This is a genomic window from Arthrobacter sp. NPDC090010 (assembly GCF_044748305.1).
Lineage (GTDB): Bacteria > Actinomycetota > Actinomycetes > Actinomycetales > Micrococcaceae > Arthrobacter_E.
The window spans coordinates 49408-64295 of sequence record NZ_JBIVFT010000007.1 but is presented as its reverse complement, the minus strand read 5'-3'; the positions used below and the strand labels follow the sequence as shown (position 1 = coordinate 64295).

Annotated in this window: 18 protein-coding genes; 8 read left to right on the top strand and 10 right to left on the bottom strand. The window is 66.2% G+C overall.

Annotated elements, in window-relative coordinates; all coding sequences use genetic code 11:
- Positions 1-24 precede the first annotated feature (24 nt).
- From ACIPXZ_RS11625 to ACIPXZ_RS11600, 6 genes are all read right to left on the bottom strand, one after another.
- The gene (locus ACIPXZ_RS11625) at positions 25-1473 is read right to left on the bottom strand and encodes an aldehyde dehydrogenase family protein (protein WP_400594142.1); all 1449 of its coding nucleotides are present in this window, start codon (positions 1471-1473) and stop codon (positions 25-27) included.
- Between the two features lie 77 nt (positions 1474-1550).
- Positions 1551-2294 (bottom strand): maleylpyruvate isomerase family mycothiol-dependent enzyme, encoded by a 744-nt coding sequence (locus ACIPXZ_RS11620; protein ID WP_400594138.1) that lies wholly within the window; start codon positions 2292-2294, stop codon positions 1551-1553.
- Between the two features lie 4 nt (positions 2295-2298).
- Positions 2299-3120 carry a fumarylacetoacetate hydrolase family protein gene (locus ACIPXZ_RS11615; RefSeq protein ID WP_400594135.1) on the bottom strand — a complete coding sequence of 274 codons (822 nt, stop codon included), beginning with the start codon at positions 3118-3120 and terminating at the stop codon, positions 2299-2301.
- Positions 3117-4247 carry a cupin domain-containing protein gene (locus tag ACIPXZ_RS11610; protein ID WP_400594132.1) on the bottom strand — a complete coding sequence of 377 codons (1131 nt, stop codon included), beginning with the start codon at positions 4245-4247 and terminating at the stop codon, positions 3117-3119. The genes ACIPXZ_RS11615 and ACIPXZ_RS11610 overlap by 4 nt, the downstream gene beginning before the upstream one ends.
- A gap of 93 nt (positions 4248-4340) precedes the next feature.
- Positions 4341-5129, bottom strand: a complete 789-nt coding sequence (locus tag ACIPXZ_RS11605; protein ID WP_400594127.1) for an IclR family transcriptional regulator — start codon at positions 5127-5129, stop codon at positions 4341-4343.
- A 37-nt stretch (positions 5130-5166) separates the two neighbouring features.
- Entirely contained in the window at positions 5167-5745 is a 579-nt protein-coding gene (locus ACIPXZ_RS11600) for a histidine phosphatase family protein (RefSeq protein ID WP_400594120.1), read from the bottom strand.
- A 141-nt stretch (positions 5746-5886) separates the two neighbouring features.
- Between ACIPXZ_RS11600 and ACIPXZ_RS11595 the strand changes: the two genes are divergently transcribed.
- From ACIPXZ_RS11595 to ACIPXZ_RS11580, 4 genes are all read left to right on the top strand, one after another.
- A complete protein-coding gene (locus ACIPXZ_RS11595) occupies positions 5887-6393 on the top strand; it encodes a hypothetical protein (protein ID WP_400594117.1) in 507 nt (168 codons plus the stop codon).
- A gap of 75 nt (positions 6394-6468) precedes the next feature.
- Positions 6469-7293, top strand: coding sequence for a metal-dependent hydrolase (locus ACIPXZ_RS11590; protein WP_400594114.1), 825 nt, complete (start codon positions 6469-6471; stop codon positions 7291-7293).
- A gap of 28 nt (positions 7294-7321) precedes the next feature.
- Positions 7322-7912: a YdeI family protein gene (locus ACIPXZ_RS11585; protein WP_400594111.1), complete on the top strand. Its 591-nt coding sequence runs from the start codon at positions 7322-7324 to the stop codon at positions 7910-7912.
- Complete coding sequence (locus ACIPXZ_RS11580; RefSeq protein ID WP_400594108.1) at positions 7909-8199, top strand: acylphosphatase; 291 nt, start codon at positions 7909-7911, stop codon at positions 8197-8199. The genes ACIPXZ_RS11585 and ACIPXZ_RS11580 overlap by 4 nt, the downstream gene beginning before the upstream one ends.
- 208 nt (positions 8200-8407) lie before the next feature.
- Here the strand turns inward: ACIPXZ_RS11580 and ACIPXZ_RS11575 are convergent, their stop codons facing one another.
- A complete protein-coding gene (locus tag ACIPXZ_RS11575) occupies positions 8408-8626 on the bottom strand; it encodes a hypothetical protein (protein WP_400594105.1) in 219 nt (72 codons plus the stop codon).
- Positions 8627-8835: 209 nt separating this feature from the next.
- Between ACIPXZ_RS11575 and ACIPXZ_RS11570 the strand changes: the two genes are divergently transcribed.
- Both ACIPXZ_RS11570 and ACIPXZ_RS11565 read left to right on the top strand, forming a co-directional pair.
- Positions 8836-9426 carry an adenylate kinase gene (locus tag ACIPXZ_RS11570; RefSeq protein ID WP_400594102.1) on the top strand — a complete coding sequence of 197 codons (591 nt, stop codon included), beginning with the start codon at positions 8836-8838 and terminating at the stop codon, positions 9424-9426.
- Positions 9427-9473: 47 nt separating this feature from the next.
- Positions 9474-9935: a GNAT family N-acetyltransferase gene (locus ACIPXZ_RS11565; RefSeq protein WP_400594099.1), complete on the top strand. Its 462-nt coding sequence runs from the start codon at positions 9474-9476 to the stop codon at positions 9933-9935.
- On the opposite strand, the gene ACIPXZ_RS11560 is transcribed toward ACIPXZ_RS11565, so the two are convergent.
- The gene (locus ACIPXZ_RS11560; RefSeq protein ID WP_400594096.1) at positions 9930-10682 is read right to left on the bottom strand and encodes an NUDIX hydrolase; all 753 of its coding nucleotides are present in this window, start codon (positions 10680-10682) and stop codon (positions 9930-9932) included. The two genes, ACIPXZ_RS11565 and ACIPXZ_RS11560, sit on opposite strands and share 6 nt — an antisense overlap.
- A 100-nt stretch (positions 10683-10782) precedes the next feature.
- Here ACIPXZ_RS11560 and ACIPXZ_RS11555 point away from each other — a divergent pair, with 100 nt between their 5' ends.
- Both ACIPXZ_RS11555 and ACIPXZ_RS11550 read left to right on the top strand, forming a co-directional pair.
- Positions 10783-11778, top strand: a complete 996-nt coding sequence (locus ACIPXZ_RS11555; RefSeq protein ID WP_400594094.1) for an SPFH domain-containing protein — start codon at positions 10783-10785, stop codon at positions 11776-11778.
- 47 nt (positions 11779-11825) lie between these two features.
- Entirely contained in the window at positions 11826-12716 is an 891-nt protein-coding gene (locus tag ACIPXZ_RS11550; RefSeq protein WP_400594091.1) for a hypothetical protein, read from the top strand.
- A gap of 23 nt (positions 12717-12739) precedes the next feature.
- Here the strand turns inward: ACIPXZ_RS11550 and ACIPXZ_RS11545 are convergent, their stop codons facing one another.
- The gene (locus ACIPXZ_RS11545; protein WP_400594089.1) at positions 12740-13339 is read right to left on the bottom strand and encodes a DnaJ family domain-containing protein; all 600 of its coding nucleotides are present in this window, start codon (positions 13337-13339) and stop codon (positions 12740-12742) included.
- 140 nt (positions 13340-13479) lie between these two features.
- Positions 13480-14868: an APC family permease gene (locus ACIPXZ_RS11540; RefSeq protein WP_400594086.1), complete on the bottom strand. Its 1389-nt coding sequence runs from the start codon at positions 14866-14868 to the stop codon at positions 13480-13482.
- Between the last annotated feature and the right edge of the window lie 20 nt (positions 14869-14888).

The following is a 14888-nucleotide window of genomic DNA, read 5'->3' as shown; positions in this document are numbered from 1 at the left end:
CCTGCCCAGGGCGTGCTCCCGGTCTCAGCCGGTCTGCTGCGCGTACGTCTTGAACTCCTGGAACTCGGCCAGCCCGCCGAGGCCGTTCAACCGCCCGAGGCCTGACTGTTTGAAGCCGCCCTCCTCGAATTGATCCGCCACTACCGCCCAGGTATTGGTCCAGACGGTCCCGACTTTGAGCTGCCTCCCCACCCTGCCGGGACGGTCGATGTCCCGGCTCCAGATCGAGGCGGCGAGGCCGAACACGGTGGCGTTGGCCTTGGCGACGGCTTCTTCCTCGGTGTCGAACACCTCGAAGGTCGCCACCGGGCCGAAGACCTCCTCCTGGACGATCCTGGAGGAGACGTCATCGACCTGAACGAGCGAAGGACGGTAGTAGCCGTTCTCGGTCCCGTCCTCTGACGGCATGAGCCCGCCGCGCACCAGGATGGTGGCATAGTCATCGGCTTCCTCCACCAGGGTGTCGACGCGGCGCGCATTCGCCGCATCGATCATGGGACCCATCTGGCTGGCCGGGTCATCGCCGGGCCCCACCTTCACTGCAGACAACGATTCGCTCAGCCGCTCAGCCAGCCGCTCAGCGATACCGGACTGCACGAGGACTCTGCTGCCGGTCATGCAGAACTGGCCGCCGAAGGTGGTGACCGCTGCGGTGAGGACGGGGACCGCCTGATCGAGGTCGGCGTCGTCGAAGACGATCATCGGTGTCTTGCCGCCCAGCTCAAGAGACAGCTTCTTGAGGTTGACGGCGGCATTGGACATGATGGCACGTCCGACGGCAGTACTTCCGGTGTAGCTGAGCACATCCACATCCGGCGAATCCACCAGGAGCTTGGCAACCTCAGAGCCGCTTTCGGTCACGGAGTTGATGACCCCGGCGGGAAGATCCGGGATCTCCGCCAACACCTGGTGCAGGAGACCGTTCACCAGCCCGGTCTGCGCGGGCAGCTTCATGGCCACCGTGCAGCCTGCGGCAAGGGCCGGCGCAAAGGACCGGACGGCGAGGACCACCGGTGAGTTCCACGGCACGATCACTCCGGCGACCCCGACCGGTTCGGGGACGGCCCTCATCTGAAGCCCCGGCGAGACTTCCATGGCCCGCCCCGAGTCGCTGAGCGCCAGAGCCGCGTAGTAGCGAAGTTTCGGCACGGTCAGACTGAGCTCAAAGCCCGCCTCGGCGAGGGTTTTGCCATTCTCCTGGGAGAGAAGGAGGACGAAGTCCTCGGTACGCCGTTCGATGGCGTCGGCGATCTGATTCAGAACCTTGTGCCGCAGATGCCGGTCCCGGCTCCACGGTCCCTCTTGAAAGGCGGCACGGGCGACGGCGATCATCCGGGCGCCGTCCTCGGCGTCGGCGAGGTGGAAGCCACCCAGGACCCGGCCGTCGGCAGGGCTATGCGATTCGGCCACGGCGGCGGAGTCGCACAACTCACCGTTGATGAAGTGCCGGGCGGGAGAAGTCGTGTGATTCATGGTCTTCACTTTCAGGAAACCGCAGCATTGTCACGGCGGGAGGGGCGGAAGCGGAAGATAAGGGCAGAAAAGACGGTTCAGATCCACGGAGGGGCGGGAAGGAGTGGGCCGCGATCCTGCGAAACCCCTTTGGCGCCCCGCCCCGCGGCCCAGGCGGTGATCGCGGGCAATGAGCCGGTGACCAGTCGCGCACGCGGCGATGCCAGATCTCCCCTGGCCAGGGTTCCGGCGTCCAGAGGGACCTCGATCCGGAGGCCCTGATCGGTCCCCCTTACACGCCAGGATGCGGTGATGTCGTCCAGAAATCTGCGCAGGATCGAATCAGGAATGTCCTCGAACCCGGCGCCGTTGGCCAGGTCCACGGCATGCACCCAGACTTCACGTGTGCGCAGCCAGACGGTTTCGCCAGCGGCCACGTTCCTGCCCTGAGCGGTCCGGACCCGGGCCTCCCAGGACTCATCGGAAAGATCGCGCCATTCCACATTCAGATGCACCGCGGAGTGGTCGAAGAGGTTACGGAGTGCCGCAGGGCTCAGCGTGGCCCCGAAAAGGATCTCCCGATCCCGGTATTCCGGGGAGGGGTACATCGGCGTCTCCACGCCAGTCGCGGCCCATTCGATCAGACGGGACAGAGCCCTGGCGTTGTAGCCCACATGAGCTACAACGTGTCGGCGACTCCATCCGGGCAGCAGGGAGGCGCCGTCGAGTTCTTCGTCACCCAGCTCGTTGAGCTTCCTGGCGAAGAACGCCGTACCCCGTCGCGCCTGTAGAAGATCCGCCAAGAGCGTGGTGTCCGTTGCCTGATCCATGCGCGCAACCATGAGTTCAGACCTCGACGATCCGGTTCGTGAGGGTTCCCAGACCCTCGATGGAGGTTTCCAGGACCTGCCCACCCTTGAGATAGATCTTCGGGTCCCGGGCGTGCCCCACGCCGCCGGGCGTTCCGGTGGCGATCACGTCCCCCGGGTTCAGGGTGATGATGGTGGAGATGTAGGAGACCAGGAAGGCCGGAGTGAACACCAGATCCCCGGTGGGGGTCTGCTGCATGACCGCGCCGTCCACCGCAGCGGTCATGAGGGGGCCCGGGGAGAACTCGTCCACAGTCACCAGATCCGGACCGAACGGCGTGGAGGCCTCCCAGGTCTTCCCTTGCAGCCACTCCACAGTACGGAACTGGTAGTCCCGCATGGAGACGTCATTGAGCACCGAATACCCTGCAATGTAGCTCTCCGCCTCGTCGAACGGGATGCGGCGCCCTGCCTTGCCGACGACGACGGCGAGTTCCGCCTCCCAGTCCACCGCGCTCGATTCCGGCGGAAGCACCAGATCATCGAAAGGGCCGATCAGACTCTCCTGATATTTCGCGAAGAGCGCCGGGTATTCGGGGATTTCCCGACCCATTTCACGGATGTGGTTGCGGTAGTTGTGGCCCACGCAGACGATCTTCCCGGGGTGCGGCACCACCGGGGCGCGATCGGCACCGTCCACCGCGTGCCGTGGACCATCGGCCGCTTGCGCCAGCTCACGCCAGTTGTCCTGACGGAGCAGCTGCCCGACGTCGTCGTGCCCTTGAATCTCAACCAGGGCGGCAGGGTCGACGCGCACCGCCGCCGTGCCGTTCCGGGTGCGGATTGTTGCCAGCCTCATCGGCCATCTCCTTCTGCGAAACTGCGGTCGAAGTGCAGACGCTCCACAAGCGGGGCGTCACTGAAATGGAACAGATCGAATTCGCTCTCGGCGTTCAGGGACCACCGGCACCAGGAGGGGACTACGAAAAGGTCTCCCTTTTCAACAGCCGTGGTCACGCCGTCCAGGACCACCTCGCCCCGGCCCTCGAAGACCTGCCACACGGAGGAGCCGACCTCGCGGAGCGGAGAGGTGCTCGTTCCGGCTCTGAGCCGGTGGAATTGCGCACGGATGGTGGGCATGACATCTCCCCCGGTGGTCGGGTTGGAGAAACGGACGGCGGCATGCCCCTGGCTCACGGTCGCCGGCTGCCCTTCATCCTCGAGAAGCAGCTGCTGCCGCAACGCGGCGTCCGTGTACTCCCAGCGATAGGCCGCGATGGGCGAGTTGACCGTCCGCCCGAGCCCTGACAGCGGGCGGAGACCCGGGTACGCCCAGAGCCGCTCCGAACGGGAGACGTCTGGCGTCGCCTCATCAGTGACCCGCTCGGTGCCGTACTCGAAAAAGCCGGTGTCCAGATAGTGCACCAGTGGAATGTCCAGGCCGTCGATCCAGGCCATGGGTTGATCGGTGTCGTTGTGGTGCCCATGGAAGTTCCAGCCTGGGGTGAGGAGGAAATCCCCTCGCCGCATGGCCACAGGATCACCGTTGACGACCGTCCAGACACCCTCGCCCTCCACGACGAACCGGAACGCGTTCTGAGAATGCCGGTGTTCCGGAGCGGTCTCACGCCCGCCGAGGTACTGAATCGCGGCCCAGAGGGTCGGGGTGGCGTAAGGGGTGCCGCCCAGCCCCGGATTGGCCAAGGCGATTGCCCGCCGTTCGCCGCCGCGGCCCACCGGGACGAGTTCACCGGCACGCTCGGCGAGCGGGTAAAGGGAGTTCCAGGCCCAGACGTGCGGTACGGCTTTCGGGGTGGGGACCATCGGCATCAGATCGGCGATCTCGGTCCACAACGGAATGAGATTCGCCCGCCCGAAGTTCGCATAGAGGTCTTCGAGCGCCCCAGCCTCTTCCGGCGTCGGCTCAGGGACAGAGGGAGTCACATGATGCTCAGGTGCCCCAGGAAAGAGGTCGGTGCTGGACACGTCGCTGCTCCTTGCGTGGTTGGATAACGCAACGCTAAGCAGATGCCGTTTCAGAAGACATCAAGTTCTGCACAGCAGAATCGTCGCCCAGGATCACTCCAATTGCTCAGCCAGTTCGCGCTCCAGTTGACGCACCGCCGCATGAAGGCGGCCCACCAGCCCGCCTTCCAGGACAGCGCGGAAACGACTGCTCGGGACGGCCACACTGACGGCGGCCACGGGACGTCCGGCACGGTCCCGGACGGCCTCGCCCAGTGCGCTGACACCCGTCTCCGTACCCTCGATGTTCGCCGCGAAACCACGCTGACGGACGCCGTGCAGCTCGGCCAGAAGACCCTCGAACGCTTCCGCCCCGATGTCCTCCCCGGCGGCTGCAGCAGTCGGCCCCAGGAAGAGTTCACCCAGCTCGCCGTCGTCCAGCGCGGCCAGCAGCGCCTTCCCGCCCGAGGTGAAACGGGCAGGCAGAACCGCACCCTGACGGTCTCCGACGCGAAGGATCCCGGAACCTTCGACGGTGTCGAGGAAGCGGGTGCTGGTTCCGACCCTGATCGTCAGGCTCACCGTTTCACCGGTCTTCGCGGCGAGCATCTCCAGGTGGACCTGAGCAGCACGCCGCAGCCTGCTGGTCCACGCCAGCCCGGCGGGCCCGATCCCGAGCGACGGCCCCGGCAGGTAGCGTTTGCTGCCGTCCTGCACGGCGAAGCCGCGGTAAACCAGCATGGCCAGCAGACGGTGGGCGGTCGAAGGCGCCACGCCGATCTCCTCCGCGGCATCTTTCAGGCGCAGGGCCCCGACATCACGCAGACGCTGCAGAAGCCGCAGCGCGTTGTCCACCGATTCGATGGGGTACGGCGGTTTCTCTCGCAGCGGGTTTTTCTTCACAGAAGAAATCTAGTTCACGGGCCCACTCCTGGGGCGCTCAGTTGAGCGCAGTCTCCTCCACCGCACCGACGACGTCGACACGACCGGTGGCGGCATCCCAGCGCAGGGTGTGGACGGAGCAGTTGGTGATCGAGGAATAGTCGTACGCCTCGCCGACCAACTCGCGCAGCACCATGGCGATCCACCCGCCGTGAGTGACGATCGCGATCTGCTCGCCGTCGAACGCCGCCGCGAGTTCCTCCAGGACCGCGAAGGCGCGTGAGCGCAGCTCTTCATCGCTTTCGCGGCCCGGGATGAGGTTCCGGTCCGGGAACCGGCTCTTCACCTCGTCGTCTTCCAGCCCTTCCGCCACGCCGAAGTGCCGCTCCATGAGCCGGGCGTCGGTGGCGGGCAGCGGGAGCCGCTGCAGATCGGCGATGGCTCGGCCTGTCGCGTGCGCACGGCCCAGGGTCGAGGTGACGACGGCGGCCAGCGGCACTGTGCGCAGGCTCTCGGCAACCTCCTGCGCCTGAGCCCGGCCGGTGGCGTTGAGGAGGATGTCGGTCTGCCCCTGATAGCGGTGCTGCACATTCCATTCGGTCTGGCCGTGACGGACGAGGTGCAGGGTGCTTGACATGAATGACCTTTCAGTGGGATTGCCTCCATTGTCCCAAATACGCCTGAGAGTTCCCTCAGCAGCCCCTGGACCGCCCGAGACCCATACGATCGTGATGCGATCGTCACCGCCGGAAGTGCGAAGTCACCGGACAATGAACCCATGGGGACCCGCACCGATCCGGCCACGCGAGCGTGGCGTCTGTTCAACGTGCTCATCATCGGGCTGCCCCTGGTGCTGGGGCTCGCATTCTTCGGATGGTCGATGGCCGCGAGCCCCCGGAACTTCAGCCCGCCCTGCGGACCACCCGCCTACCACCTCAGTCAGGACACCGTCCACGCCGGCGAGAGCATCGGCGTCGCCGCTCCGGACGCGGACTGCGAACCCCGCTACGCTGGTCAAGCCCAGGTGGAGATCCGATTGCTCGATAAGAGTCATCATCAGTTGACCCGCCTGCTCGCACCGATGAACGACCGAGGCGGCTTCACCGCGACCCTGGATCTCCCGGCCACCCTGCCCGTCGGGGACTACACGGTCAGTGCCATGCCCCACGATGTCGATTGGTGCGACGACACGGGGCGCAACAACCGGGTGGCGGGCTCCCTTGGGTCGGCCTCCTCTGCGTCTTGCGCGGAGCCGGCCGCCCGGCTCACGATCACGGCACCCTGAGCACCGAGAAAACTGTCAGTCCGGGTCACTATCGTAGGAAAGTCCTGTTTTCCCCGGTCAGGGAGGGTCTTCCCCATGATGGGTGGGCATCACGCCGCCACCGGTGCAGCCGTCTGGCTCGCCGTCACCACACGCTTCCACGTCGACCTCGGCGCGGTCGCCTCCGGCACGCCGTGGGGGTTGCCGGCCTTCGACGTCGGCTGGGGACTCCTGCCGGTCAGTCCCCTCGGCGCGGCGACCGGGGCGCTGGTCACCGCCGGCGCGGCACTGCTCCCGGACGCCGATCACCGGAACGCGACCATCGCCCATTCACTGCCTCCGGTTTCGAAAGCCCTGTGCCTCTGCATGGAGGGGCTGGCCGGAGGACATCGGCACGGAACCCACTCGATCCTGGGTCTTGCGGCCTTCACCGTCCTCGCCTGGGCCGCAGGTCTGTGGCAACTGACTCTTCCGGGACTCGGTACCGTCGACGCCGGGGCTGGTCTGCTCTCCATCCTGCTGATCTCTTTCGCGGCCAAGGCCTTGAAGCTCGTTCCAGACCGGTTGAAGGTCACGCCCTGGGTGGTCGGGGTCCTGTTGGGAGGGTTCATCGCCGTCTTCGCACCGGAAGAACAAGGCTGGTTTCCGCAGGCCGTGTTCCTCGGCGTGGCCGCCCACATCGTCGGGGACGCCCTCACGGTCGGAGGAGTGAACCCGTTCTGGCCGTTCGTAGTGAAATCGCCGAGATTCTTCCGACGACTCCCGCTGCTGTCCTCGGTGTGGACTCGAGGCGGATACTTCGCCGTCCCGGTCCTGGGCAAAGCCGGTTCGATCCGCGAATGGCTTCTCCTGGTGCCCGTCAGTCTCTACACGCTCTGGGCACTGGGAATGACCGCATTCCAGGTGTTGGCCCGTCGCTGAGCATCCTGTCGACGAGTACGCTGAGCGCATGGCTGTGGAGCTTCCCGAATTGCTGGTGCCGGACGAACAGGCCTGGCGCGCCTGGCTTCAGGAGAACCACGCCAGCAGCCCCGGCGTGTGGCTCGTGGAGCACAAGAAGGGTGGCACGGTCACGGCCCTGACCTTCGAGCAGGCACTGGACCATGCCCTCTGCTTCGGCTGGGTGGACGGTCAGATCGGGCGCCGGGATGAAGGCAGTTACCGCACCCGCTTCACTCCCCGCGGTCCGAAGAGCCGTTGGTCGAAGATCAACGTCGCCAACATCGAGCGGCTGGAGGCTGCCGGTCTGATGACGGAGGCGGGGCGCGCCGTCGTCGACGCCGCCAAGGCCGACGGGCGGTGGGAGCTCGCGTATGCGGGCCAGGCCACCTCCGAGGTGCCGGCTGATCTGGCGTCGGCGGTCGCAGAGAACCCCGAGGCGCAGGCGATGTTCGAAGTGCTCACCTCAGCGAACCGCTACGCGCTCATCTACCGGCTCAGCTCGGTGAAACGGCCTGAGGCCAGAGCCCGTAAAATCGAGGATTTCGTGGCGATGCTGGCTCGGCACGAGACCATCCATCCGCAGAAGCGGCGGCCATGACGGGCGAAGAACCGGGCACCGTGCGGCTGCACGCGATCGTCTCGGGGGTGGTCCAGGGTGTCGGGTTCCGCTACTGGACGCAGACCGAGGCGGTACGGCTCGGTCTCACCGGCAGCGCAGGCAATCTGCCGGACGGAACGGTCGAGGTCACGGCGGAGGGAACGCCCGACGCCATAGGCCGGCTTCTGAGCTGGCTGCGCTCGGAGGCGCCTCCTGGGCGCGTCACGTCCGTACGGGAGGAATTCCTGCCCGCCACCGGCTTCTTCGCAGGTTTCAGCGCGTGGTGAGGACACGACACCCAGGGACTCGAGCGAATAGCCGATCACGCGTCCCGCGCGCGAAGCTTCGGGACGGTGGGGATGTTCTGAGAAGTAGGTCATTCCGGAATTCGCAAAGGCAAGGGTGGGCGTCAAGTCTTCTTGACACCCACCCCTGGCAACTGATGGAACAGATCAACGACGCCGACCGGTCACCGTGAGCGACAGGCCGTTGGCATCAGCGCCATCCGTAGAAGTGCCAGTACCCTTCAACGGTCCGGTAGCAGCCCACAGCGGACTTGAGGTAACCGCTGTTCAGCAGGTCCGTCCGGTCTGCGTTGCAGGAGCCGCTGGCGTTGTAGGGACCGTAGTAGATCTCCGTGCCGGCCTGCGAGGGCGCGGCTGTCGCGAGACCTGCACCGACGACGACGGCGGCCGTGCATGCGGTGATCATCATTCTCTTCAGCGGATTCATTCTCTTCAATGGCTTCATGGCAAACCCCCAAAGTTTTTAATGCATTCGATAGAGATATCGGTGACGGTACCAGACCCAGAGCCGCTTGTCTGCACCCCTCCCGGACCGTCCCATCGGGAACCCCGCGCAGATTCGTCACTCCCGGACCCCGCGGAGTGCCCGTCCCCACGCATACCGCTTACGCTGAATCCATGCCTCTCGCCGATCCGAATGCGCCCCTGCCCCGGCGGATTCTCTTTCATGGAGTGACCGGGACAGGGAAGTCGTCCGCCGCCGCCCGGCTTTCGGCGCTGAGCGGCATCCCCTGGCACAGTGCGGACGATGACATCGGCTGGCTTCCCGCCGAGGAAGCCCGGTGGACCAACCGGCCACCCGAAGAAATGCTCTGGATCGCGAAGGACATCTGCGCCCAGGACGAGTGGATCCTCGACAGTGCCTACAGCCTCTTCATAGAGCCCGTGATGGAACGCGTCGAGCTGGTGATCGCACTCGACTATCCGCGCCACATCTCATTCCTCCGCCTCCTGCGTCGCACCGCACAGCGGGTCAGGGACCGGCGGCCGGTCTGCAACGGCAATATCGAAACGCTCCGCCAGACGTTCTCCAAGGATTCGATCCTGCTCTGGCACCTGAGAACGTTCACGCGCAAGAAGTCCCAGGCCCGCAGCTGGGCGGCCGACCCCGACGGTCCACAGGTCCTGGCTTTTTCACGCCCCGAGGAGCTCGACCAGTGGCTGACCCGTGCGACCCGTACGAACCCTGAGGAATCACAACGCCCCTGACACAGCCTGGAAACACGGCGGAAATCGCCATTTGCCAGGCTTGCCACGTGGAGATCATCATTGAACGCAGCCGAACCCGGACCGAGCCTCTGGCCGCTTTCCTCCAGGGGCACCACGAAGAACTCGCACCCACGGCTCCCCCGGAAAGCCGGCACGCCCTCGCCCTGAACGAGTTGCTGAACCCTCCGGTCCGCCTGTTCACGGCCCAGCTCGGCAGGGACCTGGTCGCCACGGGTGCACTCAAGGATCTCGGACACGGGCATGAGGAACTCAAATCGATGCGCACCCACCCCGGACGTCGCGGGCTCGGTCTCGGCCGGAGGATGCTCAACTTCCTCCTGGAGGACGCGCGACGGCGCAAAGTCCACCGGGTGTCACTGGAGACCGGCAGCGCCGACTTCTTCCGCCCCGCCCGCACCTTGTACCTCTCCGAAGGTTTCGAGACGTGCAAGCCGTTCGGGGACTACACGGACGACCCGCACAGCGTCTTCATGACACGCGTTCTATGACGCGGGGGACGACGCCGGCCGCATGATGGGCGGATTGAGAACGGCCGCCGTCGTCGGCCCATCGCCCTGTCGCGACTGCGGCGCAAGGCGGTAGAGAGCCGCCGGCCTGCCCGCATCTCCGGAGGAGACCTGGCCCGTCTCCTCAAGGAATCCAACCGCGCCAGTGGCCTTGCGATGGAAGTTCCGGGGATCGAGCCTGACGCCCCAGACGGCTTCATAGACGCCGCGGATCTGGGCGATGGTGAACTCCGACCCGCAGAAGGCTGCAGCCAGCGGCGAGTATTCGAGTTTGGCCCGAGCACGCTCGACGCCGTCCGCCAGGATCAGGTCATGATCGAAGGCGAGCGCTCCCTGCACCGTGGAGACCGGATGCCAGGCCGCTTCGGCGGCATCACCACCGGCGGCGATCACCGGGAAGTCCGGGGCCATGACCAGGTGAGCCACCGTGAGGACATCTCCGCGGGGGTCCCGCCCGCCAGGGCCGTATGAGGCGAGTTGCTCAAGGTGTCCCGGCACGGGGTCGACCCCGGTCTCTTCGGTCAACTCACGGCGAGCCGCGTCTCCGAGCCCTTCGCCTCGCATCATGAACCCGCCCGGCAGGGCCAGCCGCCCTTCGAACGGCGGCAGGAGCCGTCGGATGAGCAGGACACAGAGGACACCGTCGCGCACGGTGAGCGCGACGACGTCAACCGTCACCGGCAGTGCATGAAAGACTGCGAGCGCGTCGGCGCTGGGGGTTCGCGACATGACTCGATCCTACCATTTATCGTCATATTGACATTAATGCCGGAGAAGCTCTAATCTCTATTTATCGTCACATTGACGATAAATAGAGAAGGAGAACATCATGACCACCATCAAGCGATTCCCCTGGATCAACCACTTCCTCGGCAGCCCCACCGGATATGTGGTGCACCTGCGCAAGGGCAGTGTCCGGCATCATGGCGTGGGGCAGGCATTCTGGTACCGGCCCGTCGATTCGGTGCTGAGTGAAGTACCCGTGGACGATCGTGAACTTCCGGTCCTCTTCCACGCCGTGACCCTGGATCACCAGGATGTGAGCGTTCAGGCAAACGTGACCTACCGTTTCTCCGATCCGGTGGCCGTGAGCCAGCGGCTCGATTTCAGCCTCAAGGCCGCCCAGGAGGCACCGGCCACGGGCGCACGCCAGGTCGAGACCATCATCGGCCAGCTCTGCCAGGCAGCAGCGATCGATCAGCTCAGCCGTCTGGGTCTCCACGACATCCTTGCGCAGGGCGTCGCCGAGCTCCGCACCGTCCTCGGCGAGAATCTGACCCGGGACCCCCGGCTGAACGCCACCGGCATCACCGTCCTGGGGGTCCAGGTCCTGGCCGTCCGTCCCGACACGGACATGGAACGCGCGCTCCAGACACCCATCCGGGAACAACTGCAAGCCGAAGCGGACCGGGCCACTTTCGAAAGGCGTGCCTTGGCCGTGGAACGGGAACGGGCCATCGCCGAGAATGAGTTGGCCAATCAGATCGAACTGGCCACCCGGCGTGAGACACTCGTGGCCCAGGAAGGCGCGAACACCCGGCGTGAGGCACAGGAGCGCGCCGGCGCCGCCGAGGTGGATGCGCGGGCGGCGGCGGAACGCGTGAAGATCACGGCCGGGGCCGAAGCGGAGAAGATCAGGAGCCTCGGCGAGGCCGAGGCGGCCCGGGAAGCAGCGACGATGGAGGTGTACCGCACGATGGACCAGGCCACGCTGTTGGCCCTGGCACTCCGCGAAGCCGCAGCGCACCTGCCGGAGGTCCGGAACCTGACGATCACCCCGGACATGCTCAGCGGGGCACTCGCCGCCCTCACCACCCGCCCATGAGCAATCGCCCGGACACCCCGACCCCATCTCCCTGAAGGAGGAGCATCATGCCCACCCCACGGCTCGTCATCGTCCACCGGCGCACAGAGCTCGAGGAGCTCCTGAACCGTCACGGAACACGTGGACAAGTGGAGTTCTTCCTCAAGACCCGCGGCCGGGATCTCTCGGGGCCCGAGGAGTCCCATGAGGCTCAAGGCGCGGCCCAGGCACAGGTCCGCGCAGCGCTCCCGCCTGGCTGGCGTCTTGGAGAAGTGGAGCGCGAGGACCTCAGCAGTTTCCTGCTCGCCCCCGAGGACATCCTCGTGGTGGTGGGCCAGGACGGACTCGTGGCCAACGCCGCGAAGTATCTTCAGGGTCAGCCCGTCATCGGAGTGAACCCGGAACCTTTCCGCAACCCGGGAACACTGGTCCGGATGACTCCCTCGGAGGCCTCCGAGCGGCTGAAGGTCTGCCACGACCCGGCGGTCCTGCCGCTGGAACGGCGGACGATGGTCACCGCGCGGACCGACGACGGCCAGGAACTCTCCGCATTGAACGAGGTGTTCATCGGGCACCCGTCACATCAGTCGGCACGATATCGGGTCAGAACGCCCCAGGGGGCGGAGGAGAATCATTCCTCCTCCGGCCTGATCGTCGCCACCGGAACCGGCTCCACCGGATGGTGCGCCTCCATCGCTCTTGAACGCGGCGGGCGACTGCTGCCGGGGCCGACGGAACCCCATCTCAGCTGGTTCGCCCGCGAGGCCTGGCCGTCCCCGGCCACCGGGGTCGGCCTGACCGAAGGAGTCCTTCAGCCGGGCGAGGAACTCAGCGTCACCATCGCCTCGGATCGGCTGGTGGCCTTCGGAGACGGCATGGAGAACGACCGCCTGCATCTGATGTGGGGACAAGAGGTCCGGATCGGAACTGCCGCGACGCCGCTCAACCTCGTGATCTGAACCTCGCGGCCTGAGCGGAACGGTCAGGACCCGTTGACGATCTTCCGCCACCATCCTCGACGGGGCTCAGGCGCCGGCGATTCCTCCTCGGAAACCACCGCTGCACGCCGGTCCCGCCACCGCGCCACCTCTTCCTCGACATCTCGCGTCGGAGTGACCACCGGAGGGCCTCCTTGCAATTGGCGACGGGCATTCACCACTCGCCTGTTGAACTCCTCCAACGCTTCCCGGACCTGACGCTCTCCCGGGAGGGCATCCAGCGTCTGCTCCAGTTCCTTGTCCGCAGTACGCAACAGGATCGCCTCCGGGCCGAGACCGCTGAGGTTCTCCCGCTGAATGAGACCCTTGAGCCACCAATCGGGATCGTAACCGCCGTCCAGCCCAGGAACCTGCTTGCCCGCGTACTGAAGCTCATCGAACTTCCCCTGCGCCATGGCTTCCCGGACCAGATAGTCGGCACGGGCTGCGGTGTCCAGTTGAGCCCGCTTCTCGCGCAGCGCTTCCTGCTCCGCTTCGTGGGCCAGCTCCTCCTCCGTCAGTTCGGGACCGCCCGAACCGGCCCGCAACGAGGCCGCCCGTTCCAGACGGGCCTCCAGCGCAGAGTGGCGTGCATCACGAGGCATGCCTCTACGGTACTTCGGAATTCCTTGCCCTGTCCTCACCCGTGTCGTCCCCACTCGCGCTGCGGGCGCTTCGTCCTGCAGAACGACGACGGCGCGCAACCCTCCGGAAGGGCCACGCGCCGTCGTCGTTCTGCGATCGTTCAGGAGGCCTCCCGCTCACGAACCCCTCGGCTTCGCACCTGCTGCACGACGGCGACGATCAGGCCGGCCAGCAACCAGAGTGCCCCGACGATCAGGGCGCTGGCATTCGCGAAAGCGATCACCACCAGGAAGAAGAGCACCGCGACCACAGGCACGGCGAGATGCAGCAGGTAGTTGTGACTGCGTCTCCTGAGGATGAAGTAACCCACCACGGAAGCGTGCAGGAGGACGAAGGCACTCATGGCACCGATGGACACGGTCGAGGAGAGCAGATCAAGCCCGTCCGGTTCCGCGGCGGCCCAGACCGCCAGCCCGAGGGTGACCACCGTGACCAGTATGGTCGCGAGAGCCGGTGAAGATCCGTTCCGGTTGACCTTGCCGAACACAGCCGGGAGCCGGCGCTCACGCGCCATCGTCATCACCACGCGACTGCCGGCGGCAAGTCCCATCATGCCGGCGAAGCTCGCGCCCAGCGCCTTGGCGATGCCGAGCAGGGTGGCCAGCCATGGTGCCACCTGGGACCGGACGGCGTCATAGAACGCGGTCCCCTGGGCCTCGGGATCTGAGGCGAGCTGGGCCGGGCTGGGGACCGTGATCAGCTCGACGAGGTAACTCTGGAAGAGGAAGAGCACCCCTGCGATCACCAGGCAGGCCAGCATCGCCTTGCCGATCATCCGGCTGCTCCCGGAGGATTCCTCCGCGAAGGTCGCGATCGCATCGAACCCCAGGAATGCCATGGCCGCGATGGACACGGCGCCCAGGACGGCCGCCACGGAGAACCCATCCACTCCGATCACCGGAGCGAGCGGAGCCTGCTGAGCCCCGTGCGCCGCCAGCGCCGCGATCACTCCGATCAGCACGACGGCGAGTACAGCGACCTCGGCGATGACCACCGCCATGGCGGCGCGTGCCAGGCTCTTGCCGCCTGCGAGATTCAGACCCGTGGTGAGGATGACCGCAAGAGCGGTGAAGATCCACGCCGGCACTGCGGGAAGGAAGGAGTGCATGGCCAGTCCGGTGAAGAGGAAGGCCACGCTGGGAATGAGGAGGTAGTCCAGCAGGACCATCCATCCAGCCACGAATCCCGTACCTCTGCCGATGCCTGCGCTCGCATAGGAGTAGACCGAGCCGGCCGCCGGGACGACCCGGGACATCTGCGCGTACGAGAGAGCGGTCAGTGCCATGATCACGGTGGCCACGATGTACACCGTGACGACCGCGCCTCCGCTCTTCGCGTAGATCGGTCCGAAGATGCCGACCGGCGCAGCCGGTCCGATGAACACCAGCCCGTTGCCGACGAGCTGCTTCAGTCCCAGCGAACGGCGCAGGCCGCCCTCCGGGATCGTACTGTTCCCCGGGACGGCTCCCGCCGATGATGCTGTGGTCATGTCGATGCTCCTGCCGGTTT

What these genes read in the sequence shown, in the direction of transcription:
- ACIPXZ_RS11625 (WP_400594142.1), bottom strand. Translation starts at nt 1,473, where the DNA reads ATGAATCACACGACTTCTCCCGCCCGGCACTTCATCAACGGTGAGTTG.
- ACIPXZ_RS11620 (WP_400594138.1), bottom strand. Translation starts at nt 2,294, where the DNA reads ATGGTTGCGCGCATGGATCAGGCAACGGACACCACGCTCTTGGCGGAT.
- ACIPXZ_RS11615 (WP_400594135.1), bottom strand. Translation starts at nt 3,120, where the DNA reads ATGAGGCTGGCAACAATCCGCACCCGGAACGGCACGGCGGCGGTGCGC.
- ACIPXZ_RS11600 (WP_400594120.1), bottom strand. Translation starts at nt 5,745, where the DNA reads ATGTCAAGCACCCTGCACCTCGTCCGTCACGGCCAGACCGAATGGAAT.
- ACIPXZ_RS11595 (WP_400594117.1), top strand. Translation starts at nt 5,887, where the DNA reads ATGGGGACCCGCACCGATCCGGCCACGCGAGCGTGGCGTCTGTTCAAC.
- ACIPXZ_RS11590 (WP_400594114.1), top strand. Translation starts at nt 6,469, where the DNA reads ATGATGGGTGGGCATCACGCCGCCACCGGTGCAGCCGTCTGGCTCGCC.
- ACIPXZ_RS11585 (WP_400594111.1), top strand. Translation starts at nt 7,322, where the DNA reads ATGGCTGTGGAGCTTCCCGAATTGCTGGTGCCGGACGAACAGGCCTGG.
- ACIPXZ_RS11580 (WP_400594108.1), top strand. Translation starts at nt 7,909, where the DNA reads ATGACGGGCGAAGAACCGGGCACCGTGCGGCTGCACGCGATCGTCTCG.
- ACIPXZ_RS11575 (WP_400594105.1), bottom strand. Translation starts at nt 8,626, where the DNA reads ATGATGATCACCGCATGCACGGCCGCCGTCGTCGTCGGTGCAGGTCTC.
- ACIPXZ_RS11570 (WP_400594102.1), top strand. Translation starts at nt 8,836, where the DNA reads ATGCCTCTCGCCGATCCGAATGCGCCCCTGCCCCGGCGGATTCTCTTT.
- ACIPXZ_RS11560 (WP_400594096.1), bottom strand. Translation starts at nt 10,682, where the DNA reads ATGTCGCGAACCCCCAGCGCCGACGCGCTCGCAGTCTTTCATGCACTG.
- ACIPXZ_RS11555 (WP_400594094.1), top strand. Translation starts at nt 10,783, where the DNA reads ATGACCACCATCAAGCGATTCCCCTGGATCAACCACTTCCTCGGCAGC.
- ACIPXZ_RS11550 (WP_400594091.1), top strand. Translation starts at nt 11,826, where the DNA reads ATGCCCACCCCACGGCTCGTCATCGTCCACCGGCGCACAGAGCTCGAG.
- ACIPXZ_RS11545 (WP_400594089.1), bottom strand. Translation starts at nt 13,339, where the DNA reads ATGCCTCGTGATGCACGCCACTCTGCGCTGGAGGCCCGTCTGGAACGG.
- ACIPXZ_RS11540 (WP_400594086.1), bottom strand. Translation starts at nt 14,868, where the DNA reads ATGACCACAGCATCATCGGCGGGAGCCGTCCCGGGGAACAGTACGATC.